This is a genomic window from Paenibacillus sp. 2TAB19, from assembly GCF_052115185.1.
Classification (GTDB): Bacteria; Bacillota; Bacilli; order Paenibacillales; family Paenibacillaceae; genus Pristimantibacillus.
Window position 1 is genome coordinate 147,988 of record NZ_JBFRGE010000004.1, and the last position, 23,168, is coordinate 171,155.

The following is a 23,168-nucleotide window of genomic DNA, read 5'->3' on the forward strand; positions in this document are numbered from 1 at the left end:
GGAGGAATGGATAAATGAATTCTTTTCGCGCACTGGTGCTGGAGAAGCAGGACGAGGAAGTAACGGCGAAGGTGAGGACGTTGCGGATCGATGATCTGCCGGAGGGCGATCTGCTCGTCAAGGTCGCATACTCCAGCGTCAATTATAAGGATGCGTTAGCCTGCAAGACAGGGAGCAATATTGTTCGCAGCTATCCGTTCGTTCCGGGCATCGATCTCGCGGGCGTTGTCGTATCATGTGAAAACGGACGATATCGCGCAGGTGAGGAAGTGCTTATTACAGGGTATGGACTTGGAGTCTCGCATTACGGCGGTTATAGCGAATATGCGCGAGTGCCTTCGGAATGGGCGGTGAAGCTTCCTGAAGGCTTGACGATGAAGGCTGCGATGGCGCTCGGAACGGCTGGTTTCACTGCGGCGTTATCGTTGTACGAGCTGGAACGGGACGGACTCCGGCCGGATAAAGGATCTATGCTCGTCACGGGAGCATCCGGCGGTGTCGGCAGCATTGCGGTAGCTATTGCTTCCCGGTTAGGTTATGAAGTGACGGCAAGCTCGGGGAAGGCGGACATGGGTGATTATTTGCTTGGACTTGGCGCTACACGCGTCGTATCGAGGGAAGAGATCGTTTCCCAGTCATCCGCACCGCTAGGCAAGCAGTTATGGGCGGGAGCCATTGATTGCGTCGGCGGCAAAACGCTGGCATCGATTATCGCGAGCTTGAATTATGGCGGGGCCGTAGCGGCGAGCGGCATGACGGGCGGAATCGATCTCCCGACCTCCGTATATCCTTTCATCCTGCGGGGCGTGCGTTTGATCGGCATCGATTCGGTCATGGCGGACATGGAGAAGCGGCTCCGCGTATGGGAGCTGCTGGCCGGACGCTACAAGCTGGATAAGCTGGATGCCATGAGCGAGGTTATCGAGCTGGAACAGGTTGCGGCGTATACGAAGCGCATGTTAGAGGGGGATTCGCGCAAGCGGATGGTCGTGAAAATATAAAAAAAGCGCTATCCGCCGTAGTGAGCGGGTAGCGCTTTGGGTCTTATCCGCGTTGCAATCTGCGTGCGCGGAATTGCTTGTATTGGAAGTACACCGTGCAGCCGATGCAGTAGCCGAGCAGCGCGGCGAACGCCGCAGCGCCCATCATCGCCGCAAAGATGTTGCCTGCCGCTGTCCAGCCGAATAACAAGCTGATCAACGACAAAGTGAGGAAGCCTACGGCAAGCGAGTTGTTGAATCGTTGCAGCTCGGCTGCTTCCGTCTGGGACTTCGCTACGAGCTGCGTAAGAAACGGACGAGCGATCCGAATGAACAGATTCGCCTTCGCCCCGAATATAAGGCCAATCACCTGAATGACGAACAATGCCGCAATAATCCATGTTGCCTGCGTAAGGAAAAACGCTATTAAGAAGATCACAATACCTGCCTGATTGCTTCGCACGTACGGAATAGGTATCTCTTTCATGTGTATACCAACTTTCCTTATCGGAATTAAAATATTTAATTTGATTATAGATCGAAGCATCGTTTTTAGCAATAGATCAGATGCTCCAGTCGAACAATATCGCAAAAAAAGGTTGCGATATCCGTCCGCATTGAAATACCCGTCCTTTTATAGCATAGTTAGGAGAAATAACCTGCCAGGGGGCAGGGAAACGAATGGAAAGCGAGCGTGCGGCAATTATGAGAGTTCATATCTTGATTGCGGATGACGATAAGCATATACGCGAACTGCTTCGGTTTTTTTTGCGCAAGGAAGGGTATGAAGTGTTCGAGGCGGAGGATGGCGAGCGGGCATCGGCGCTGATGGAACAGGTGCAAATTCATCTGGCGGTCGTCGATGTGATGATGCCGGCGAAGGACGGGTTGGCGCTATGCCGCGAAATTCGGTCGTACTACGACATTCCCGTTCTTATGCTGACGGCGAAAGCGGAGATGGCGGATAAAGAGCAAGGTTTCTTGGCGGGGACGGACGATTACATGGTGAAGCCGTTCGATCCGAAGGAACTGCTGTTCCGCATCAAGGCACTGCTTCGCCGCTATCAGATGGTGTCGTCAGAAGTCATTCGGCTGAATGGAGTTACCATCGATCGCGGCAGTTACGAAGTGTGGATCGGCGATGAGCGGATATCTTTGCCGTTGAAGGAGTTCCAGCTGCTGGCGCAGTTAGCGGGTCACCCGGGTCGGATTTTCACGCGGGAGCAGTTACTGCAGCTAATATGGGGTTCGGACTTCATGGGTGATAGCAGGACGATCGACGTACATATAAAGAGGCTGCGTGAGAGGTTCGAGGGCCGGGAGCAAGACCTCATCCTAACAACGATAAGAGGGCTTGGCTATAAGTTGGAAGTGCCCGGCAGATGAAAATAAAGACGAAGTCGCTTTATGTCCGAATCGTGCTCACCTTCGCCTTCATCGGTTTAATAAGCAGCATAGCGGGATTGTTATGCTCCAGTATGTATTATCAGTCCAAGCTGCTCACGGGCAATGAACGGAAAGCCGTTCAGATCGGCAATGAAATCAAGACGCTGCTGGAGAAGACGCCGCAGCTTGCGATGGACAGCTACTTGGCTCATATCGCTAATCTCGGCTACCAGATTTATGTCGTTAACGACCGCAAGGAAGGGGCGTTTTACGGCTCGTCATTTCGCAGAGGAGGACTTGATCCGGCTGACGAGGAACGCGTGCTGAACGGAGAACTATATTACGGCACAGCCTCCGGTTGGGGCTGGTTGTCGGTGTCCAACCTGTTCGAGGATAGCTTGCGCAATACGGTAGGCGTTCCGATGACGGTGAACGGTGAGCGTTACGCGTTGTTCATCCGTCCCGATCTGCAGCAGCAGCTTGGAGATATTCGGATTATTATGGCGGTGCTGCTGGGAAGTACATTCGTATTCAGCCTCTGTTTGATCGTTATCTTCACGACGTATATCGTTAAGCCTATCAAAAAGCTCACCGAAGCGACGAGACGGCTGGTCGGCGGCCGCTTCGATGTTGAGGTGCCGCTCGATGTGGCACGGCAGGACGAGCTCGGAAATTTGGCGCGGCATTTTACGGAAATGGCATTATCGCTGAGGCAGCTGGACGAGATGAGGCAACAGTTCGTCGCCAACGTGTCGCATGAAATTCAATCGCCGCTCACGTCCATTCAAGGATTCGTGCAAGCCGTTCTGGATGAGGGTTCGACGCTGGAGGAGAAGGAACGCTACTTGCACATTATCGATGAGGAGAGCAGACGCTTATCGGCATTAAGCAAGCAGTTGCTGACGCTCGCGGCGCTCGACAATCAGTCGCGCACCCCCGATGTGACGACGTACAGGCTGGATGAGCAGCTTCGCCAAATCATCATTTTGCTGGAGTGGGAGTGGACGAGCAAGGGGCTCGAGTTGACGCTCGACCTGCCGGAGACGACGATTACGGCGGATGAGGGGCTGCTCTATCAGGTGTGGCTGAATCTAATCGTTAACAGCATGAAGTTCACGAGCAAAGAAGACTCAATCCGAATTGCGATTCAATCCGAGCAACCGGAGGCAGTTGTCGTTACGGTGAGCGATACGGGGATCGGCATCGAGGCCGACCAGGTACAGCATCTGTTCGAGCGGTTCTACAAAGCGGACAGGTCGCGGGATCGAAGCCGCTCCGGGAGCGGGCTGGGCCTGTCCATAGCGAAGGATATCGTAACGCTGCACGGAGGAACAATTACCGCGGAGAGCGAGTTAGGCATCGGAACGATCATCACCGTAAAGATTCCAAAACACCAGCTGCAGAACGTTTTGTAACACTCCGTTCATCGTGCGTTCATATTTCCTCCCGATAATGAGGGGGAATTGAACGGACTGGAGGATGATCGCGCAATGTTTGGATTATTGTTGTTTCTGCATTTGGCCGGTCTCGCGCTATGGATAGGTTCACTGGTGACGATATTGGTTGTGCTGCCGCTCGTAAGGAAGAATGTGAGCACGGTTGAAGCGAATATTTTAATTGGCAAAATAACGCGCGCGTTCAGCTGGATCTCGCACCCGAGTGCGCTGTTTGTTCTCGTATCAGGAGTACTCATGCTCATTCAGATGGAGCTGGGTTCGGACAAGCCGCTATGGCTGGACGTAATGGAGAAAGGCGGAGGCACGATCGCCCTGTTATCGCTTATATTAACGGGGATATTCGGGGGTAAGCTGAGGAAGAGGATCAACCTGGCGGGTACTGCTTCCGGAGCAACGCAAGCGTCGGCTTCGCAAGCGGTGAACCTGTCGAGTTACTTGACGTTGTCGGCGATTATCGCGGCGGCAGTCATTGCCGTGCTGCTTATCGTTAGCCTCAAGCTGTAGCGCGTACGAGCGTAGGAAGCGGATGAAGATAGAGATACCCTTGCTTAGCAGAAGGGGACGCTCTATCTTTTTTTGCATATCCGTAAAATGTGACTGCTTAAACATTTTGTTGGCGAAGCTTGCCCGAATTTCTGTATAATGTCTCCATAACTGACGACTGGAACGTAGAAAGGGCGGATGAAGTCATGTCACCAAGGAATCCAGAGAAGGACCGCATCGCGAGAGAACGGCGCATCGAGCAAATATTGGACAGCGCGCTTAAAGTGATGGCGATCAAAGGCTTCCAGCCGACGAGCATGCAGGACATTGCGAAGGAGGCCGATGTTAGTATCGGCAACGTGTATCACTACTTCGAATCGAAGGACGAAATATTCAGCGAGGTGCTTCGCAGAGGACAGACGAATTACGGTATTCATGTGACGGACATTTCGAAGACGACGTTCCCGCCTCTTACGAAGCTGACTACGATCTGTTCCTCGTGGCTGTCCATTCAGACGAGCTGGGCGTTCACCATTCTGATGCAAAGCGCGCGCTTATCCGATGCAACGCCGAATGAGATCAGACGGGCGGTAACGGATCGTTTCACGACAAATTTGCAGCCGGTTGCGAACATTATGCGCGACGGAGAAGATCGGTCTGACGGCAACGGTATCGACGCCGTACAACGAGCCGTTCAACGTGGCGCGCAAGTTCTCTTCGCTTGATCATATTAGCGGCGGCCGCGCAGGCTGGAACATCGTGACGTCGCAGCAGGATGTCGAGGCGTTCAACTACGGCAAGGATAAGCATCCCGAGCACGGCCTTCGTTACGAGATGGCGCGGGAATTCGTCGATGCGGTTACTCGCCTATGGGACAGCTGGGAAGACGATGCGTTAGTGCTCGACCGCGAGGCGGGACAATTCGCGGACGGTTCGAAAGTTCGGACGGTCGACTTCAAGGGCAATTGGTACAAAACGCGCGGTCCGCTTAATGTACCGCGTTCGCCGCAAGGCTATCCGGTTCTGATCCAGGCCGGCTCTTCCGGGCCGGGCCAGGATTTCGCGGCAAGCACGGGCGAGGTCATCTTCACGGCGCAGCAATCGCTTGAAGCGGCCAAAACGTTCTACGAGAGCGTGAACAGCAAGCTGGCGGACTATGGCAGGGAACGCGGCAGCATGAAAATCATGCCGGGCCTGTCGCCGATTCTCGGCGCGACGGTAGAAGAGGCGCAAGCTCGTTACCGCCAGCTGCAGGAGCTTATTCCTCGTTCGGCGATTACCGGATTCCTGTCGGCCTTCCTGAATATCGATCTTAGCGGTTACTCGCTTGACGATCAATTGCCGGACATTCCGGATCCGGTAGAGAAGTCGAACGGCATGAAGAGCCGCGTCCAGCTTATTATGGATATGGCGCGCAGCGAGCAGCTGTCGATGCTGGAGCTTGGCAGACGGATACTTGGTGCGAGGGGACATATGCAATTCGTCGGAACGCCCGAGCAGCTAGCCGATCTCATGGAGCATTGGTTCGATGAGTACGGCTGCGACGGCTTCAACATTATGCCTCCGGTGCTGCCGGGCGGACTCGACGACTTCGTTGATCAAGTCGTTCCGATTCTGCAGCAGCGCGGTCTGTTCCGCGAAGAATACACCGGCAGCACGCTGCGCGAGCATCTGGGGCTGGAGCGTCCCGGCATCGGACATTTCCGCAACAAGTGGGCATCGGTGCAAGGAGAAGCTGCCAATGCGAGCGTGAATGAGAGTCTAGTCGGCAGCGGTAACGATGCGGCGGTAGCGGGTCAGTGACCTAGTCTCACTATTTAATGAGGCTAAGCTCACTGAATAAGGCCAGATAAGAGTCGTTAATAGAAATAATGAAGAAAACCTCACTCCTCATGAATCTAGATTCATGAGGAGTGAGGTTTTCTTCATTCATGTTAGGCTAGTATCTACCTACCGGCTCCTCCCACCAGCCGAACGACACAACGGCAGGAGCGGAGCGGTGCATCGGTCCGGTCAGCGTGAACAGCAGCGATTGGCCTGGGCCGAAGATCCAGCGCCCGTCCTTCTCGCATGTAATACTCGAGTAGCCCGGTATGACCCGGGTCGAGACGGGGACGGCGCCGAGCGTCTTAGGATCGAGCTCGCTGCCGAATTGCACCTGACCGCAAGGCGCCGGTCTCGGATGTATCGTTAGATTCGTTGCCGATACTTCATGCGACATCATGCCGCGAGTAGGCAGGCCGTTGCAGAAGCAGATTTGCGAGACGAGAGGCTCATGCGACAAATTGCTAATGACGTATACGTCAAAAAATAGATTAACGCCGGAATGAGGCGGGTTGACGAGCGCAGCCCAGACGCGGTTGGAATCCGTCGGCTGAAGCTGATCCGTTTCCCCCATGAAATACTTACCTTGCAATGACTTGATGAACGGATTGGTGATATCGACCACGTTCGGCGGGCCAAAGGAATACATTGCTGCACCGTCCTTCCAGATTCGCTTCTATTCCACCATATGATTGGAATCTTAGAACATGCCTATAACGAGGCATCTGAGGAACGATGAACAATAATTAACGGTATGAAATTATTCCTTGGAGACGTGGCTTCCCCATATTGCGATACCTTCATCGGACAGGGCGCTGAACGTCATGACATATGACAACGTTCCTTCATTCCATTGACGGAGGAAAACGCCATGATAGACGATCCCGTCCACCGTAATATCGGCCGTGTAGTCCCCGGTGTTCTTCCACGTTCCCTGGACGCTGCCTGTTAGGTTGCCGTCCTTCTGCAGCTCGATCATCGCGGCAGCTTTAATATCGGCGGTAATTTCTTTACCGTGGTTAATGAACTTGTAAGCCCCGACAATCTCCGCAGCATCAACCTTCTCCGCCGTCTCGCCGGTGTATCGATGAGGAGTTATGACGGGCCAGCCCTCCGTATTCATAAGCAATTGATGAACGCGAACCTCATGCGCTTCGCCGCGCGACGGGAAGCGGGTATGGAAAATAATGAAGTTTTTATTCAAGTCGGCATCGTAATAAACGGAATTATGGCCGGGAGATACATAACCCGTTCCGATATTCGCAATTTCACCTTCTACGTTATCGAACTGGAAATTGCCCATTAGCTTAGCACCGTAGGGGGCAATGGATAAATCATCGAACAAAGTGCCGTACGCGCCGAAGGCGTTAATCATCTCTTGGCCTTCCGAATCGACATAAGGACCGTCTGGATTCTCGGATCGGGCGACACGAATATTATAGCCGCCTATCGCATCAAGGCCGCCGTATGATAGGTAGAGGTAATAGTAGCCGGTTTCTTCGACGTACTGAATATAAGGCGCTTCTATGCGGCTATGGTTGTTGCCGAGCAGCTTCTTGCCGTAGCCTTGCCCTTCGAGCGGCAGCCCCGTCGCCGGATCAAGCTTCATAATGAAGATTCCTCCGGAATAGGAGCCGTATACCATCCACAGGATGCCGTCCTTGTCGAAGAACACGTTCGGATCAACGACGTTAGGATGGACGGTAGCATCGTATAACTTGCCGTCTGCGCCGAGATCATTCCACATGCCGGATTTGAGAATTAAGCCTTTGTCCGTATAAGGACCTTCGACGTTGTCCGCAACGGCGATGCCGAGCGCGGAGCGGGGCGAATCGCCTTTGCACATGCTGTAATACATATAGAACTTGCCGTCCGCGAGCTGAATGACGTCGCCAGCCCAGAACGTATCCGTTTCGGCCCATTCCAGTCCTTCGCTCATTTCCTTCGTTACGTTCGGAATAATTGGATTCTCGTCATAGACGCTGGAATTCAACTGCTCCCAGCTCATTAGATCGCTCGACTTGGCCACCGCGAGATGAGAGCCGAACACATAGAACGTATCTCCGACTTTAATAATCGACGGATCGTGTACAGATGCATTTTTGAACTGAGGCTCATCTTCTGTAACCGCTTCCAAATTATTCGTGTTAGTCTCTGCCTTAGATACGGTCGTGGGGGCGGGGTTATTCGTATTTTGGTTACGCACGTTATTGCCGCCGCCATTGTCGCTGCAAGCGCTCATTAATGCGAGAACGCATACGGACGCGATAAAAGCTGTTCTTTTGTTCAATGTGGTGTTCCCCCTATTCAGACATTTAATAATTCATATAAACATTAATCGATTAATGAAATTATTATATTATTCTTCTGCCCATTTAACAAGCCATAGATTGAATTGCTACTCATGAACGCAAAAAAAGAGAGGAACCTGGTCCTCTCTTCTTAGCAGTTAATCGATATAAGCGTTATTCTGCTTTTTTCGGAGCTTCGAACGTCATGCCCTTCGTATCCACTGTAACCTTCTTCATGGAAAGAGGATCAAGCGGCTTGTCGCTGCCATCGCGTTCTTGGGCAACGATCTCATCAACGACATCAAGGCCTTCAATGACTTTGCCGAATGATGCATACTGTTCGTCAAGCGAATTAGCGTCCTCGTGCATGATGAAGAACTGTGAGCCAGCCGAATTAGGATCATTCGTCCGAGCCATGGAGATAACGCCGCGCTTATGCTTCAGCTTGTTCTCGAAGCCGTTCGACGTGAATTCGCCGGCGATGCTGTAGCCTGGACCGCCAGTGCCTGCGCCATCGGGATCTCCGCCTTGAATCATGAAGCCTGGAATAACACGGTGGAAAATAACGCCGTCATAGAATCCGCTTTGCACAAGCGAGATGAAGTTGTTGACCGTATTCGGAGCGACCTCTGGATAGAGCTCGACCTTGATGACCTTGTCATTGCTCATCTCTATTGTAACGACTGGATGCTTGTCCGATCCAAGCAGCTCAGGACCTTCTTCCTGCGGCGGTTCGGTGGCGGCAGCATTCTCGTTGTTGCCCGAGCCTTGGGTGTTGCCTCCGTTGTTTTCCTTGCTAGCTCCGCAGCCTGTCGTTACGACAAGCATAACGGCGAGTATGACGAGCAGCCCTGCAAATAATCTTTTATTCAACTGCATGTGTACGCATCCCCCTTGTATATGATCCACTTTGTATAATAGCATATCGATTGATTTGAATGCGAGTGGGAGTAGGGAACGGATTGCTTAAGACGGAGGGTTGACCTTCTCGTAAGGGAAAGCTTTACGATGAATTCGTAGTGCTAATCGAATACGGAAGGATGATTACTGGTATGCCGGATCATGAATCGATTTATAGGAAGGAAGCGGCGCGTTACGACGCGTTGATTACGAAGCAGCCTGCTTTGCAGGCATGCATCCGCGAGATTAAGCCTTATGCCGGACTGGATATTGTTGATGTTGGAGCGGGTACGGGCAGACTCGCTGCGGTGCTGGCGGGAGAGGCCCGGTCTATCGTGGCAACGGACGCTTCCGAAGCGATGCTCTCCATTGCGGCGGATAAGCTCACGGCGGCAGGGCATGCGAACTGGCGGACAATCGCCGCTGATATGAGGAAGCTGCCGCTTGCGGAGAGAAGCGCCGATCTCATCGTGGCGGGCTGGAGTATATGCTACCTGGGATCTAGCAATAATCCAAGCTGGGAACAAGATGTGGATACGGTCATGAAGGAGCTTAAGCGGGTGCTGCGGCCGGGCGGAACGATTGTAATTTTCGAGACGATGGGAACGGGGTTTGAACAGCCGAACCCGCCGGATTTTCTGCTGAGCTATTATTCTGCATTGACGGAGAAGTACGGGTTTTCGCATAAGTGGATTCGTTTGGACTACGAGTTCGATAGCGCGGAGCAGGCAGAGGAGCTGACTGATTTCTTTTTCGGAGAAGATAGGGAGAGGGCAGATGGGTCTGGGAGCTCAGCATCTCATGTGCCGGAATGCGCGGGGGTTTGGTGGCTATATACGTAAAGGGGAAAGATGGGAGAGCGCGCTTAGATGAGGCGCTGCTCCTGCGTGCAGGTTAGCGAATAACGAACTTCGACACTTCGCTAATCTCGTGCATCTCGTCAATCGTCAGCTTGAAGCGCAGCGTCTTGACGTTCTGCTCGGCGTGCTGCGCTTTGGATGCGCCGGGAATTGCGAACACGGTATCGCCATTGAAGTGAATGAGCCAATTGAGCGCGATCTGCGCGACGGTGGCATCATAGTGGGAAGCGATCTGACGCATAGTATCGATAAGCGGCATTGAGCGCTGCAGTCCGTTAGGGCGGAAGGATGCGCCGAATCTGCGAGGGCCATGGATTGATTTGACCAGCTGTGGATTGTCATGGAACTTGCCGGTTAGAATGCCTTGCTTGAGCGGCGAAAAAGCGATAATAGCGGCGTTCAGCTCCTTCGCTGTATCCAGGATGCCGTTATTCTCTATGTCACGGTCAAGCAAGCTGAATTTCACTTGATTGGAAGCAAGCCGCATGCCATGACTGCGCAGAACACGGTCGGCTTCAACCATCTGCTTAGCACTGAAGTTGCTGACGCCAATATGCTCGATCATGCCGGCTTCCGCAAGCTTTATCATCTCGCCCATCTCGCTGCTTACGCTAGAGAAGGAGAACGGCTTATGAATCTGATACAAATGGATCTTCCGACCCTCGAGGGCGTTCATACGATCGTGGATCGTCCGTCCGATATTGGTTGCGGTACGAAGGACCGGCCACCATTTCGTTGCGATATGGGTATGAGCTCCTGCTGGCAGCGCCTCGCGCAAAGCCCGGGCAAGCTGCTGCTCCGACTGCCCGTTGCCATAGATTTCGGCGGTGTCGAACCAGTTGATACCGCCTTCATAGCTGATTCTGACGATGTCGTTGATTGTGCTCGGATCAAGCGCAGGCCAGAACTTGCCAATCAAGCCATTCCCGTTGCTGAGCTGCCAGCAGCCGAGTCCGAGAGGAGATAACTTCATAGAAGTATTGCCAAATCGTCGATAGGTGGATTGAGGCATGGCAGCGGTCTCCTTTTGTGACAAATAACAATCGTTCTATAGAACAGGTTAGGATTTACCGGTGATTTGTTGAATTTTGCCCAAAAGATCATTCATCTGTTGCAGGAGCGAGTGCGCCTCTTCCGGCGAGCTGTCCAGCTGGCAGTAAAGCTGAGGAGGGACTTCATAGGCTTTGTTCTTCAAAGCCTGGCCTTGTTCCGTAAGCGTGACGAGGACGCTGCGCTCATCTTCGCGATCGCGGGTGCGCGTCAGTAAGCCGGCTGCTTCAAGCTTCTTCAATAACGGCGTAAGTGTGCCCGAATCTAGATAGAGTCGATGGCCGAGCGCACTTACCGATATATGATCTTGCTCCCAGAGGGCAAGCATGGTGACGTATTGTGTATAGGTTAATCCGAGCTCATCGAGAATAGGGCGGTACAGCTTCGTTATTTCCCGTGAACAGGCATAGATGGAGAAGCAGATTTGGTTATCAAGCTTTATTGTATCGTCGATATTCATAAGTACCTCCATAGATATAGGCATTGTTCATAAATAAAATGCCCCGTTACATTGATGATTATCCAATTAAATTGTATTAAATAAAATATAGTTCACACGGCTGCCGGCTGTCAACAAGGCATTAGGCAGGGTGTAGGCTGCCCTGCTTGCTTCAGCGTCGGGAGGTTGGACTATATTCCAATGAGGTTATCTTTTTTTATTTCCCCGTCTAATTGAAGAATATTTTTCCATTCGCGATCCATTGCCATCTTCTCGGTCGGTGTACGCAGTGAAACTTCGTTGTGATCTCCAGCTGATTATGCTATAGTTACAGCGTTTATTTGATGTGGAATGGAGGAGTAGAGAAATGGCGCATACCGCAGAAGATGTGGCGGAATGGATGTTAAATGAAGTGAAATCGGCGGGTATCTTGCATCAAGAAGCCGCAGTCCAATATATTAAAAGCCATTTTGGCGAATCATTCATTTATGTGAACGACAACGGCAACGAGTCGATCGACAAAGAGGTGAAGAAGGCGTTCCGCAAGCTCCACCGCGGCAAAGCGGCATGGGAACGGGACGGCTTCTTCTGGGGCTGGAGCTAGAGTGTAAATTGTAAAAAAGCCCTCCGCCTTCACGATATGTTCATCGTGTGAGCCGAGGGCCTTTTTTCAGTTACCTATTATATGACTAACGTGCCCCCACCAACCGCCGCGTGATGGAATAGGTATAGGAAGTATACCTATTCCGCGAAGTCTAGCTAGTTTGGGAGGAATAGAGATGGAAAGTATATCTATTTCACATGATCGTTACCTCACTATGCCCCCACCAACCTCCGCGTGATRGAATAGGTATAGGAAGTATACCTATTCCGCGAAGTTTAGTTAGTTTGAGAGAAATAGAGCTAAAAACTATATCTATTAGAAATAAGAATGAAACTGCCATCCAGCAACAGCTACTCCAGCTTTACGCCGATTCCAAGCGCTTCCGCTCGTCGCACCATATAGGCGGCAACGGTCATATCGAAAGAAGCCATACCCATTGGGCAGAACAAGACCGGTTCGTCATCGGCCCAAGCGGCTAATGCCTCGCGGCATACAACGTCGGCGAGCGAATGCGTCTGCTCCTTCGCAAGGCCGCACTCCTTATGCAGCAGCTCGATATCGGTATTCTCGCGGCATACTTCGCTCCAGTCGTCGACAATGACTGCCTTCACCTTGCCGATGGCGTCCGTCTTGAAGTCGCGCAGCGACACGTCCAGCAGCAGCGTTCCCGGCGCAGGAGGCACATCAATGTAGCGATTGCTGCTCACGGTACAGGTAATGACGACGTCCGATTCGGCATAGAGCTGCTGCCAAGTGGCTGCGGCAAGCGTCTTGCCGCGAAGGGCGGGGTGGATGTCATCGAGCTTCGGTTCTCTAATGTCGTAGACGAGCGCCGAGTCGATGAAATCGCCGTATAGATCGGCGCACATATCGAAATGAAGCTGACCGATCGGACCCCATCCGATAATGCCTACCTTCATGCGGCGGCCCGGATGAGCTTTCAAATAATGGCGAATGACGAGACCGCTTACTGCAGCCGTCCGTGCGGCGCTCGCGAGCGGTGCGTTAAGGATGGCATACGGCACGCCGCTCACCGCATTGTTCAGGACTGTCACGCTATGCGCGCGAGGTAGTCCGAGATGAATGTTGCCGGGAAAGCTGGCGATCCACTTCAAGCCGGCCGCTTGCACGTCGCCGCCGATATAAGCGGGCATTGCGATAATGCGGTTCGCCGGATCATTGTAGCGCAAATAAGGCTTCAAGGGCTGGGCAAAATCGCCTTGGTCCATAACGGTGACGGCATGTTCTACGCTATTCACAAGCTCATTCCATTGCAAGCCGACCATGCGTAGATGATTATCGTTCAAATATAACACGCGCATTATCCTTTCAACGGTGAATTAGCAGTGCCGAATTGCCGTTCGATCCAGGCGTCGGCGTATACGGTATCCAAGTAGCGCTCGCCGCGATCATGGAGGATAACGGCGCATACGGAGTCGCTAGGAATCTGATCGTAGAGACGCGTCATAGCCGCAATGACGGCACCCGAGGACGGACCGGCCAGAATCGACTCCTTCTGTACGAGCGCTCTGCAGCTGGCTGCCATTTCACGTTCTGGTATATTCATAGAAATGTCCATAAAGGACGACTGGCCGAAGGGAGGGACGATGCCCGCCCCGAGACCGGGAAACACGCGCGGACCTTTGGCTCCTCCGAATATGACGCTGCCTTCGGCATCAACAGCTACGAGCTTCGTGCCAGGCGAGTGCTTGCGCGCATACATGGAGCATCCAAGCATCGTGCCGCAGGTGCTGACGCCTCCGACAACATAGTCGACTGTCCCAAGCTTGTCTACGATCTCGCGCATCGTGCCTTCATAATGAGCGCTGTAGTTGTTTTCATTCGCATATTGGTTCGGCCAATAGCTGCCCGGTATACGGGTAAGCAGCTCTTGCACCCGCTGCAGCCTTGCAGGCAAATATTCGCCAGTCGCTTCATCGGGCTTCGCCACAAATTCAATCTCCGCACCGTATGCCTTCATAATTTTGATGTTCTGTTCGGATGTTTTTGGGTCGATGACGCATATGAATTTCATTCCATAATAGGAACAAATGGATGCGAGGCTGATTGCCATATTGCCTGAGCTGGATTCAATGACGACCGACCCCGGACCGATTCGTCCGTCCTTGATCGCTTGATTGATAATTCGTGCCGCAGGCCGGTCCTTGGAGCTGCCGTTCGGATTCATCAGCTCTAGCTTGGCGTATACTCGTATGCCGCGGCGCTCCTCGAATAGTTTGGACAGCCGCACGAGCGGCGTTTCTCCAATAACGGCCAATATATTGTCATTCACCACAATGGTCCACCTCTCACGAATAAATCTTTTTCGCCTTCACCGCTCCTCGTTCCAACTGCTCATTATCCGTTGCTTTCGTTACGACAATCCCGCTTAATATTCGGTTTTGAATCATTTCGCCAATCTCGGGGATTTTCACCTCAATGGCCTGCTGAATCGTTTCTATCATTGCCTCATCCAACGTTTTGCTCTTAATATGGACAGCAAGCTTATTGCCGCTAATGCGCACCCGCAGCTCTGCATCATGCACGTAGCGGTTGACGACCTCTTCAATGTCGTAAAGGCTAATCTTCTCGCCATGCTTTAGCTCCGAACCGATCCGCTTGGAGATGCACCTGAAGGTTTGCCTTGGTACCCCATTCACGATATGAGTCTCAAAATCTCTCACGACGTCATAAGTGACGAATCGAATAGCAGGAAACATAGAACGAACGAAAGAAGTCAGCACAAGTACGCCTTCGTTCTCCTGAAGGGGAGAGAAGCTCGGATCAATCTGTTCAGCCGGCAGCGCTTCTGCGAATAACCCTTCCGATAAAACGTATTTGCCAAGCTCATGCGAGTAGGCGGCGATAGCTCCGATCTCGATGGAGCCGTAAGTGTCGAGAATATCGCTCCGCTGAATGCCGAAGCGTTCAGCCATATTGGCTTGCCATTCCAAGGTAGCGATCTCGCCTACAACGATTATTTTTTTGATGCCGAATGCGGACGGTGCGGGAGCGGCTGCGGCGATGCCATCCAGAATGGAAGGCATCGTGTAGAGGAGGTCGGGCTTAAAGGTGTCAAGGCGGGCGATGTGCTCTTCAATGGGAGAAGAGAAAGACAAGGAATCAGCCACGAAACCCATCTTCTCGAAAATAGTGACGGCCGTGCTGGCGGCATGCCCAGTACCCATATCGGCAAGCGCTTTGCGTACACTCGGTAGATCACTGCCCAGCCATTCTTGGAAGGAAGTCATCTTGGCATCGATATAGCGCTCATCATCCGACTCCGAATAATAGATGGACTTGCGCTTGCCTGATGATGTTCCAGACGTCCGATAAACGGATAAGCCGGGTTCCGTTCTGCTCGATACTGCATAATACCCCTGTTCAAGCACTTCGGATGTTACAAGAGGCAGCTCCGCAACATTTTGCACAGAAGTATGGAGTCCCAACTGCGCGAGCCATTCGGTGTACCAGGGATGAAGCTTGCCTATCAGCTCTACTTGTTGCTGAATCGGCATTGCTAGAGTCATAGGTATGAACCTCCTATCGCATAGATTCAAAGCTGAATTACTTAAGCATATGTTCGCGATGACATCTCGGTTCTGTTTATGACGATAGCGGCCTAGGGCTATTTTTTGACTAGTTTAATATTGTAACAAGAGACTGAAAATAACGGAGGGATTGCGTGGACGTGTATGTGAACAAGGCGGCAACGGTTCGAAAAGCTGGCAATATCGAGGATGGCCCAAAGGCCGAGGTATCTATTAACAGCTACTCTAGGTACCGGAGAGGGTATTCGGGGCCAAAGAAGAAATTCAAAGCAGCGAAGAGGAAACGGGGACTATCGGCTGGAAACGGTCGCCCGGTCAGAAGCAGGTATGCGGCGCCTCCTAAGAGGAAATATGTACAACAAGCACCAGTGAAGCGCAAGGTGTCTAAACCAGTCGTTAAAGTGAGCAAATCGTATAAGGATAAATGGGCTAAGACGAAGATACTGCTACGTAACGGAGAACTGCGTCATCACGTGCCGATGACAAAACTGTTCGGCAAGCAATCCTTGTATGGAATGCTGCAAAAATTCGGTATGGTCTATGTGAAGCCGACGGGCGGTCAAATGGGCATCGGCGTTATGCGCGTGGAAGCGTATCGAGGCAAGTTTACGTATCAGAATGGGCTTCGGAAGGCATCGTTCGGCAGTTATGAGGCGCTCTATCACGCTCTTGTCAGGGAGACGAGGGGTAAGACTTATATCGTGCAAAAAGGGATTAACCTGCTTAAGCATAAAGGCAGACCGTTCGATATCCGCTTAATGGTGCAGAGGTCGCCGTATGGCGGCTGGGAAGCGACGGGTACACTCGGAAGAGTAGCTCATCCGCGTAAAATCGTAACAAACGGCAGTCAGGGCGGATCCATATACCCGACTGCGCGTCTGTTGAAGAAATATTCCGATGCGGGTTATCGCAACCGTTTGCTGCGGCATATGGACTATATTGGTCTGGTTACGGCGAAGCAGCTTCGTGCTGCATATCCGGGGCTGCGCGTGATCGGACTTGACCTCGCGCTGGATAAACAAATGAAGCCATGGATATTGGAGGTTAACACGGCGCCCGATCCTTGTCCGTTCACGCTGCTGCCTGATCAGACGATGCTGCGCAGAATCATCCGTTACGCGAGGGCATATGGCCGCACCTATGCGTTGAATTGCGGCAAGGCTAGGCGCGGCGTATAAGTGTAAATAGCAGTAATGCACGCCCCTCAATCGGAATGGACGATTGATTCCATTGAGAAGGCAGTGCGGAATCGAAGGCTCTCGACCGGGTCGCGCAAGTCCCGGCCGGTGAGCCTTTCGCATTTTTCGAGGCGATAGGTGACGGTGTTGCGGTGAACGAATAGCTGCTTGGCAGTCTCGGCCAGCTGGCAATGCGTCTCGTAGAACGTGCTTAGTGTCTTCAGAAGATCGCTTCGTTCCTTGCCTTCAATATGGAGCAGATCCTTGAACGTATCCTCGTAATATTCTTTCAGCTCTTCCTTCGGGATCATACGCAGCAGGTTATTGAAGTTTTTGGCGCGGTAAGGCTGGACGAACTGTCGCTTGCGCGCATCATAGCCGGTCTGCAGAGCTTCCACGGCCTCCTTGTAGGACAACGGAATGTCTGCGAGCTGAGAGACGGGGTTGCCTACGCCCATTGATATCGGAATGCCGTGCAACAGGTGCAGGCTATCGACGACTTGCCGCATTTGCTCGAGAAACTTGCTTACCTTGCCTGACTTTACGTCAATACTTCGCTGCAAGGCGATTAATATGCAGAAATAATCGTTTTTGGTGAACAGCACGAACCGTTGATCGAGCTTGGAAAACTCGTTCTTAAGCACATTGTAATGGCGGTCGCGTTCCGAAATGAATCTGCCGTCGGATTCAAGTGTACTCGAGGCGTCTGCGGTATCGTAGGACGTATCCCGTTTGACAACGATGCTGACGTAGTAGGGATGATTCATCAGTCTATAATACTTGATGCGATGGGTAAGCTCTTGCTCCGAGGAAATGAGGCCATCCACAAAGTCGGAGAAAAACTCATTCTTGTAACGACGCGATCGCTCCTTCACCGCTTGCCGTTTCATAAGCTCAAGGCCAATTACGTTAGCTGCTTGCTCCATCGCATGCTTGGACAAGTTGTAGTGCGCATGGCTTCGGTCAATGCTTGCAACGACGTAGCCTTCGAGCTGGTAGGTCATAATCGGGTGAAACACTGACGCCGCAATTGTAAAAGGCGTTTGCGGGAGCTGCCCTCCAGGTTCGAGAGAGGAACCGATTCGCTCTTGCAGGCTAGGAAGCAAGCTGCGGTATTGCTGCGAAGCAGCGCCGCCGGAGCTGCATAACAGCTTAGCTTCCGAATCAATGAGCATAACGGGCGAGCTGATGAGAAGGGACAGCTCCTCAATGATGTCTTGCGTCGACTTGCCCTGCATGATCATTTGAGAAAATTGCTTATGCGTTGTCAGCGCGTAGTTCAGCTCGTCCGTCCGTTTCTCTAGAATATGACTGAGCGAGTGGCTCGATATATCGCCAAGCGATTGCTCGAGCGACAGCTCGATGACTGGAAATTGCAGCTCGTCGGCTCGCTTAATGACTTCCGGCGGCACCTCGCGGAAAAATCGTTTGGTCTTAATGGCGAGGCCGGCGCAGCCGACATTAGCCATATTCGTAACGAGCGAGAGCAGCGCATCGGGATGATCCTTCATCGCGTAGCCAGTCGTCAGAAGCAGTTCCTGCGGCTTCAAATAATGAATGATGTCGGGCGCGTCCATAATGGTGATCGATTGAACGGTGTTGCTTATTCCTTCACGGCCGGCTACGATCACGGCATTCGCGTAGACAGGAAGCGATATTAAATCTTTGAGCAGCATGGTTAAACCACCCTCTACGTAATATATGTTAGATAATATGACATGAATATATCATTTATACGAAGCTATGTAAATGCGGGATTGTTTATTCTGTTCAATGAATGGCGTTGATTTTTGGTCAGTGTACACAATGACAATTTATTTTGCAGCGTTTATGATGAGTTTATCTATCTTTAATTGATGTCATGTAAGTTAACGGGAAAAGTGCTTTGGCTCGAATAATGAGTTGCCGCGAGTCGGCATAGAAATACATGGAGAGGGCGGGTGGATGCATTGAGTGACAGAGGGAAGCTGGATTTGTTAATCAAAAATAGTTCCGTCGTGCTGAAGGATGAGGTTCGCATTCTCGATATTGGCGTGAAGGATGGACTTATCGTTCAGCTTGGTCATGGCATTGACGCGCCGGCACTCGAAACAATCGATGCATCGGGCCTTACGGTGATGGCCGGTATGATCGATGCTCATGTGCATCTGAATGAGCCGGGACTTGGCGCGTGGGAAGGCTTCGAGAGCGGCTCGGCTGCGCTTGCTGCCGGCGGCGTGACTACTTATATCGATATGCCGCTGAACGGGGTGCCTCCTACGGTGACGGTCGCCGCTATGCAGATGAAGCTGGATGCGGCGTATGAACGGTCCTATGTGGATTACGCATTATGGGGCGGCCTTGTTCCAGGCAAGCTGCATGAGTTGAAGCCGCTAAGCGACGCTGGTGTAGTTGGTTATAAAGCGTTCATGTCAGCGCCTGGGGGAGAAGGGGAGGATATCTTCCGCGAGGTTGACGACTATACGTTGCTTGAAGGAATGAAAATCATTAAGAGCTTGAACAAAGTGCTTGCGCTGCATGCCGAGAGTGAGCCGATCGTCTCGAGGCTTGCTGACGCCGCACGGGCGGAGGGTCGACTTGGTGCTGCTGATTACGTCGCCACGCGTCCGATTGTGGCTGAGCTTGAGGCAATCAATCGAGCTTTGTTCTACGCCGAGCAGACGGGTTGTGCCTTGCATTTTGTGCATATAAGCAGTGGGGCGGGGGTTCGAGCCATTCATGAAGCGCGCGAGCGCGGCATGGACGTTACGGTAGAAACTTGTCCGCATTACTTAGCGTTTACCTCGGCAACAATGGTGGAGAAAGGCGCGATCGCCAAGTGTGCGCCTCCAATGCGGGACAACGAGGAACGAGAGCGTCTGTGGCAAGCGGTAAGGGAAGGTCGAATCGATCTGATTGCATCGGATCATTCGCCAAGCCCAACTTCAATGAAGGAAGCGGACAACTTCTTCGATGCTTGGGGAGGGATTGCCGGAGCGCAAAGCTCGGTCGCATTCTTTGTAGGCGAGGGTCATGTGAAACGCGGTATTCCGCTTACGGAAATTAGCCGAATGATATCCGGCGAGCCTGCGAAGCGATTTGGCCTGTATCCCGCTAAGGGAGAGATCAGATTAGGCTCGGATGCCGATCTTATTTTAATAGACTTGAACACAACCTATGTACTGCAGAAGGAGCAGCTCTATCATCGTCATAAGCATAGTCCTTATATTGGCGAGACCTTTCATTGCGGCATTATGGCCGTGTATAGCAGAGGGCGTAAGGTATATGATTCGGAGACGGGACTTGGCAGTGAGAAGCGGGGAACTTTTATTCGATAGTCCATGAGGGTTCTAATTGCAGCAGTGCTTTGAAAGGGGGAGCGGCCATGGGACAAGGAATTGCAGCACACCCGCAAGAGAAGGAAGAACTGCTCGCAATTTTCGAAGAGCAAATTGTAGAAGTGCTGGAGTGGTTGGCCGCATTCAGCCCAGACGAGGCGGGCGGCGTTACCCGTCTGCTGTATAGCGATACGTGGCTGAGTACGCAGCATGCGCTGGCTGAGCGGATGAAGAGCTACGGTTTCGTGACGGAGTTCGACGAGGTAGGCAATCTATTCGGCAAGCTGCCGGGGGAGCATGCAGAGGCCTCTTCCATATTGACGGGCTCACATATTGATACGGTCGTGCAAGGCGGCAAGTATGACGGCGCATACGGTATCGCGGCAAGCTTGCTGGCGCTGCGCTACTTGCATGGCCGGTACGGCAAGCCGAAGCGGACGATGGAGGTCGTTGCGTTATGCGAGGAGGAAGGCAGTCGTTTTCCGACGGCTTACTGGGGGTCTGGCAGTATAGCGGGCAAAAGGGACTTTGAGCAGGTTGCTCATTTGCAGGATATAGATGAGGTTTCGTTCGTGGATGCGATGGCGAAGTGCGGCTTCGGGGAAGGCTCTGGCCGGAGCAGTCGTCGTCACGATATCGGCGCATTCATTGAGGTTCATATTGAGCAAGGAGCAGTGCTTGAGACGGAGAACGTAGCTGTTGGCGTTGTTGACGCGATAGCTGGTCAGAGACGAATGAAATTCGAGGTAACCGGCGAATCGAATCATGCCGGCACGACCCCGATGCATATGCGAAGAGATGCGCTGGAAGGTGTCAGCGCGATGATTCTGGAGCTGCGTCGCGAAGCGACTCGGCAAGGTGCGCCGCTGGTGGCGACGGTAGGACGGCTGAATGTATTGCCGAACGTGCCGAATGTCGTTCCCGGCAAAGTGACGTTCACGGTGGATGCCAGGCATGCGGACGAGGCGGCGTTGGGCTTATTTTGCAAGTGGGTCATGGAGACGTTTAAGCGACTCGCCGATGAAAGACAGCTTGAGATTAGCGGGATGGAATGGTTTTGCGAGAAGCCTGTCCCGATGGATGCGGGTATTATACGCCATTTGGACGAAATAAGCCGAGAGATGGGCATTTCTTCGAAGCGGATGGTTAGCGGAGCGGGGCATGACGCCCAAATGTTCGAGCACATCTGCCCTACTGGAATGCTGTTCGTTCCAAGCCGCGGCGGCATCTCGCATTCGCCGCTTGAATATACAGCGCCAAGCGAGCTGGCTGTTGGCGTGCTGGTATTGACGGAGTTGTTGTACAGATTGGGGTATGGGGAGGAAGCGTTATGAAGGTATACAAGGATTTGTCGCCATCGCCGCGTACGATAATGACGCCGGGGCCGGTAGAGGTTGACCCGCGCGTGCTGCGGGCGATGTCGTATCCGATATTAGGGCAATTCGATCCCGAGTTCACTTCGATAATGAATGAAACGATGGAAATGCTGCGGAAGCTGTTCGTTACCGAAAATGAATGGGCATTTCCGGTGGACGGCACGTCGCGGTCCGGTATTGAAGCGGTTCTCGTCAGCTTAATCGAGCCGGGAGATAAGGTGCTTGTGCCGATCTATGGCCGGTTCGGACATCTGTTGACGGAGATTGCCGAGCGTTGCGGCGCCGAAGTTGTGACAATCGAGAAGGAGTGGGGCTTCGTCTTCGATACGGAGGAGCTTGTCGCGGCAATACGGACACATCGGCCTAGACTTGTTGCGATCGTTCATGGCGAGACGTCAACTGGGCGGATGCAGTCGCTTGAAGGCATTGGACAAGTGTGCCGCGAGCTCGATGCTTTGCTTGTCGTCGACGCGGTAGCCACGATAGGCGGCGTGGCGCTGGAGACGGACCGCTTGCTGCTTGACGCGGTTATCGGCGGCACGCAGAAATGTTTATCCGTGCCGGCGGGCATGGCGCCGATTACGTACAACAGCCGTGCGGCGGCGAAGATCGCAAGGCGCAAGAAGATTGAGCGCGGCCTGCTGACGGGCGGCGAAGAGGAGTCGCTGCTGCGTCCGGTGCAGAGCAATTACTTCGACCTCAGCATGCTCCAGGATTATTGGAGCTCAGCTCGATTGAACCATCATACGGAAGCGACATCGATGCTGTATGCGCTGCGAGAAGGACTGCGACTTGTGCTGGAGGAAGGTCTGGAGCCGCGATATGCGCGGCATAAGGCGCATGAAGCGGCGCTTGTCGCCGGAATTGAGGCGATGGGACTGTCGCTGTATGGCGACCCCGGCTGCAAAATGCCGGTCGTCACCTGCGTCGAAATCCCTGAGGGAATCGACGGCGAAGCGGTTAGAAGTACGCTGCTGCAGGATTTTGGCATTGAGATAGCAAGCTCCTTCGGCGTGCTGAAGGGGAAGATATGGCGCATTGGCACGATGGGCTACAGCTGCAGCAAACGCAACGTGCTGCTCACGCTCGGCGCGCTCGAAGCAGCTCTGTTGCGTCAAGGTCACAAGCTGGAAGCTGGCCGCGCCGTGCAAGCGGCATTGAACGCATATGCTTGACGTCTACTGACTCCGGCTCGATCTTCGAGCTGGTGGGCGCGGCGCGTGAAACGTAGCCAACAGACAGCTATGTTGGAGATTTGCAGTAACTATAGGCGGTTTTGTGTGCTGTTGGGGGCTATGTTGGATATTTGCAACATAGCCCCCTGCTTTGAGTTGAGTCCGTATACTTGTGTAAAAAGCTAGGATCTCAAAAAAAGGGAGCCATAGCCAGAATCCTCGTTTAGAATGGAGTTGTCGAGACAACATTCATTGGAGGGATTTTGGTATGACTCAATATCAGATTAGCGTAGATTC

General features: G+C 52.7%; 22 protein-coding genes. 12 read left to right on the plus strand and 10 right to left on the minus strand.

Features of this window, described 5'->3' with window-relative positions:
* Positions 1 to 14 precede the first annotated feature (14 nt).
* Complete coding sequence (locus AB4Z33_RS03175; protein ID WP_442048505.1) at positions 15 to 1,001, plus strand: oxidoreductase; 987 nt, start codon at positions 15 to 17, stop codon at positions 999 to 1,001.
* Between the two features lie 43 nt (positions 1,002 to 1,044).
* Here AB4Z33_RS03175 and AB4Z33_RS03180 read toward each other — a convergent pair whose 3' ends face one another.
* Positions 1,045 to 1,467: a DUF4395 domain-containing protein gene (locus AB4Z33_RS03180; RefSeq protein WP_442048506.1), complete on the minus strand. Its 423-nt coding sequence runs from the start codon at positions 1,465 to 1,467 to the stop codon at positions 1,045 to 1,047.
* Between the two features lie 218 nt (positions 1,468 to 1,685).
* Between AB4Z33_RS03180 and AB4Z33_RS03185 the strand changes: the two genes are divergently transcribed.
* From AB4Z33_RS03185 to AB4Z33_RS03205, 5 genes are all read left to right on the plus strand, one after another.
* A complete protein-coding gene (locus AB4Z33_RS03185) occupies positions 1,686 to 2,366 on the plus strand; it encodes a response regulator transcription factor (RefSeq protein WP_442048532.1) in 681 nt (226 codons plus the stop codon).
* Positions 2,363 to 3,781, plus strand: a complete 1,419-nt coding sequence (locus AB4Z33_RS03190) for a sensor histidine kinase (protein WP_442048507.1) — start codon at positions 2,363 to 2,365, stop codon at positions 3,779 to 3,781. Before AB4Z33_RS03185 ends, AB4Z33_RS03190 begins: the two co-directional genes overlap by 4 nt.
* Positions 3,782 to 3,856: 75 nt before the next feature.
* Complete coding sequence (locus AB4Z33_RS03195) at positions 3,857 to 4,327, plus strand: hypothetical protein (protein ID WP_442048508.1); 471 nt, start codon at positions 3,857 to 3,859, stop codon at positions 4,325 to 4,327.
* 185 nt (positions 4,328 to 4,512) lie between these two features.
* Positions 4,513 to 5,031, plus strand: a complete 519-nt coding sequence (locus AB4Z33_RS03200; RefSeq protein WP_442048509.1) for a TetR/AcrR family transcriptional regulator — start codon at positions 4,513 to 4,515, stop codon at positions 5,029 to 5,031.
* Entirely contained in the window at positions 4,931 to 6,109 is a 1,179-nt protein-coding gene (locus AB4Z33_RS03205) for an LLM class flavin-dependent oxidoreductase (RefSeq protein WP_442048510.1), read from the plus strand. The genes AB4Z33_RS03200 and AB4Z33_RS03205 overlap by 101 nt, the downstream gene beginning before the upstream one ends.
* A 136-nt stretch (positions 6,110 to 6,245) precedes the next feature.
* Here AB4Z33_RS03205 and AB4Z33_RS03210 read toward each other — a convergent pair whose 3' ends face one another.
* From AB4Z33_RS03210 to AB4Z33_RS03220, 3 genes are all read right to left on the minus strand, one after another.
* A complete protein-coding gene (locus AB4Z33_RS03210) occupies positions 6,246 to 6,779 on the minus strand; it encodes a DUF6143 family protein (RefSeq protein ID WP_442048511.1) in 534 nt (177 codons plus the stop codon).
* 111 nt (positions 6,780 to 6,890) lie between these two features.
* A complete protein-coding gene (locus AB4Z33_RS03215; protein WP_442048512.1) occupies positions 6,891 to 8,420 on the minus strand; it encodes a glycoside hydrolase family 43 protein in 1,530 nt (509 codons plus the stop codon).
* 175 nt (positions 8,421 to 8,595) lie between these two features.
* Positions 8,596 to 9,300: a peptidylprolyl isomerase gene (locus AB4Z33_RS03220; RefSeq protein ID WP_442048513.1), complete on the minus strand. Its 705-nt coding sequence runs from the start codon at positions 9,298 to 9,300 to the stop codon at positions 8,596 to 8,598.
* 161 nt (positions 9,301 to 9,461) lie between these two features.
* Between AB4Z33_RS03220 and AB4Z33_RS03225 the strand changes: the two genes are divergently transcribed.
* Entirely contained in the window at positions 9,462 to 10,163 is a 702-nt protein-coding gene (locus tag AB4Z33_RS03225; RefSeq protein ID WP_442048514.1) for a class I SAM-dependent methyltransferase, read from the plus strand.
* 52 nt (positions 10,164 to 10,215) lie between these two features.
* Here AB4Z33_RS03225 and AB4Z33_RS03230 read toward each other — a convergent pair whose 3' ends face one another.
* Both AB4Z33_RS03230 and AB4Z33_RS03235 read right to left on the minus strand, forming a co-directional pair.
* Positions 10,216 to 11,154, minus strand: a complete 939-nt coding sequence (locus AB4Z33_RS03230) for an aldo/keto reductase (protein WP_442048515.1) — start codon at positions 11,152 to 11,154, stop codon at positions 10,216 to 10,218.
* Positions 11,155 to 11,241: 87 nt separating this feature from the next.
* Positions 11,242 to 11,691 carry a MarR family winged helix-turn-helix transcriptional regulator gene (locus AB4Z33_RS03235; RefSeq protein ID WP_442048516.1) on the minus strand — a complete coding sequence of 150 codons (450 nt, stop codon included), beginning with the start codon at positions 11,689 to 11,691 and terminating at the stop codon, positions 11,242 to 11,244.
* Between the two features lie 346 nt (positions 11,692 to 12,037).
* On the opposite strand from AB4Z33_RS03235, the gene AB4Z33_RS03240 reads away from it, so the two are divergent.
* The gene (locus tag AB4Z33_RS03240; protein ID WP_442048517.1) at positions 12,038 to 12,274 is read left to right on the plus strand and encodes a DUF6953 family protein; all 237 of its coding nucleotides are present in this window, start codon (positions 12,038 to 12,040) and stop codon (positions 12,272 to 12,274) included.
* Between the two features lie 350 nt (positions 12,275 to 12,624).
* Here the strand turns inward: AB4Z33_RS03240 and AB4Z33_RS03245 are convergent, their stop codons facing one another.
* The 3 genes from AB4Z33_RS03245 to AB4Z33_RS03255 are packed head-to-tail and all read right to left on the minus strand — an operon-like array spanning position 12,625 to position 15,804.
* Positions 12,625 to 13,590 (minus strand): 2,3-diaminopropionate biosynthesis protein SbnB, encoded by a 966-nt coding sequence (locus tag AB4Z33_RS03245; RefSeq protein WP_442048518.1) that lies wholly within the window; start codon positions 13,588 to 13,590, stop codon positions 12,625 to 12,627.
* A 5-nt stretch (positions 13,591 to 13,595) separates the two neighbouring features.
* A complete protein-coding gene (sbnA, locus tag AB4Z33_RS03250) occupies positions 13,596 to 14,567 on the minus strand; it encodes a 2,3-diaminopropionate biosynthesis protein SbnA (RefSeq protein WP_442048519.1) in 972 nt (323 codons plus the stop codon).
* Between the two features lie 16 nt (positions 14,568 to 14,583).
* Positions 14,584 to 15,804, minus strand: coding sequence for a hypothetical protein (locus AB4Z33_RS03255; RefSeq protein ID WP_442048520.1), 1,221 nt, complete (start codon positions 15,802 to 15,804; stop codon positions 14,584 to 14,586).
* Positions 15,805 to 15,959: 155 nt separating this feature from the next.
* On the opposite strand from AB4Z33_RS03255, the gene AB4Z33_RS03260 reads away from it, so the two are divergent.
* The gene (locus tag AB4Z33_RS03260) at positions 15,960 to 17,003 is read left to right on the plus strand and encodes a YheC/YheD family protein (RefSeq protein WP_442048521.1); all 1,044 of its coding nucleotides are present in this window, start codon (positions 15,960 to 15,962) and stop codon (positions 17,001 to 17,003) included.
* Between the two features lie 26 nt (positions 17,004 to 17,029).
* Here the strand turns inward: AB4Z33_RS03260 and AB4Z33_RS03265 are convergent, their stop codons facing one another.
* On the minus strand, positions 17,030 to 18,679 hold the full coding sequence (locus tag AB4Z33_RS03265) for a PucR family transcriptional regulator (protein WP_442048522.1): 1,650 nt from the start codon (positions 18,677 to 18,679) through the stop codon (positions 17,030 to 17,032).
* Positions 18,680 to 18,952: 273 nt separating this feature from the next.
* Between AB4Z33_RS03265 and AB4Z33_RS03270 the strand changes: the two genes are divergently transcribed.
* Genes AB4Z33_RS03270 through AB4Z33_RS03280 form a run of 3 tightly spaced genes read left to right on the plus strand, consistent with a single transcriptional unit; the run spans position 18,953 to position 22,871 of the window.
* Positions 18,953 to 20,320 (plus strand): allantoinase, encoded by a 1,368-nt coding sequence (locus AB4Z33_RS03270; protein ID WP_442048523.1) that lies wholly within the window; start codon positions 18,953 to 18,955, stop codon positions 20,318 to 20,320.
* Between the two features lie 47 nt (positions 20,321 to 20,367).
* Positions 20,368 to 21,654, plus strand: a complete 1,287-nt coding sequence (allC, locus tag AB4Z33_RS03275) for an allantoate deiminase (protein WP_442048524.1) — start codon at positions 20,368 to 20,370, stop codon at positions 21,652 to 21,654.
* Positions 21,651 to 22,871, plus strand: a complete 1,221-nt coding sequence (locus AB4Z33_RS03280; protein WP_442048525.1) for a pyridoxal-phosphate-dependent aminotransferase family protein — start codon at positions 21,651 to 21,653, stop codon at positions 22,869 to 22,871. Before allC ends, AB4Z33_RS03280 begins: the two co-directional genes overlap by 4 nt.
* The last annotated feature ends 297 nt before the right edge of the window (positions 22,872 to 23,168 follow it).

Excerpts from the sequence above, each read along its gene's own strand:
- AB4Z33_RS03175 (WP_442048505.1), top strand. The coding sequence starts at position 15 with ATGAATTCTTTTCGCGCACTGGTGCTGGAGAAGCAGGACGAGGAAGTA.
- AB4Z33_RS03180 (WP_442048506.1), bottom strand. The coding sequence starts at position 1,467 with ATGAAAGAGATACCTATTCCGTACGTGCGAAGCAATCAGGCAGGTATT.
- AB4Z33_RS03185 (WP_442048532.1), top strand. The coding sequence starts at position 1,686 with ATGAGAGTTCATATCTTGATTGCGGATGACGATAAGCATATACGCGAA.
- AB4Z33_RS03190 (WP_442048507.1), top strand. The coding sequence starts at position 2,363 with ATGAAAATAAAGACGAAGTCGCTTTATGTCCGAATCGTGCTCACCTTC.
- AB4Z33_RS03195 (WP_442048508.1), top strand. The coding sequence starts at position 3,857 with ATGTTTGGATTATTGTTGTTTCTGCATTTGGCCGGTCTCGCGCTATGG.
- AB4Z33_RS03200 (WP_442048509.1), top strand. The coding sequence starts at position 4,513 with ATGTCACCAAGGAATCCAGAGAAGGACCGCATCGCGAGAGAACGGCGC.
- AB4Z33_RS03210 (WP_442048511.1), bottom strand. The coding sequence starts at position 6,779 with ATGTATTCCTTTGGCCCGCCGAACGTGGTCGATATCACCAATCCGTTC.
- AB4Z33_RS03220 (WP_442048513.1), bottom strand. The coding sequence starts at position 9,300 with ATGCAGTTGAATAAAAGATTATTTGCAGGGCTGCTCGTCATACTCGCC.
- AB4Z33_RS03225 (WP_442048514.1), top strand. The coding sequence starts at position 9,462 with ATGATTACTGGTATGCCGGATCATGAATCGATTTATAGGAAGGAAGCG.
- AB4Z33_RS03230 (WP_442048515.1), bottom strand. The coding sequence starts at position 11,154 with ATGAAGTTATCTCCTCTCGGACTCGGCTGCTGGCAGCTCAGCAACGGG.
- AB4Z33_RS03235 (WP_442048516.1), bottom strand. The coding sequence starts at position 11,691 with ATGAATATCGACGATACAATAAAGCTTGATAACCAAATCTGCTTCTCC.
- AB4Z33_RS03240 (WP_442048517.1), top strand. The coding sequence starts at position 12,038 with ATGGCGCATACCGCAGAAGATGTGGCGGAATGGATGTTAAATGAAGTG.
- AB4Z33_RS03255 (WP_442048520.1), bottom strand. The coding sequence starts at position 15,804 with ATGACTCTAGCAATGCCGATTCAGCAACAAGTAGAGCTGATAGGCAAG.
- AB4Z33_RS03265 (WP_442048522.1), bottom strand. The coding sequence starts at position 18,679 with ATGCTGCTCAAAGATTTAATATCGCTTCCTGTCTACGCGAATGCCGTG.
- allC (WP_442048524.1), top strand. The coding sequence starts at position 20,368 with ATGGGACAAGGAATTGCAGCACACCCGCAAGAGAAGGAAGAACTGCTC.
- AB4Z33_RS03280 (WP_442048525.1), top strand. The coding sequence starts at position 21,651 with ATGAAGGTATACAAGGATTTGTCGCCATCGCCGCGTACGATAATGACG.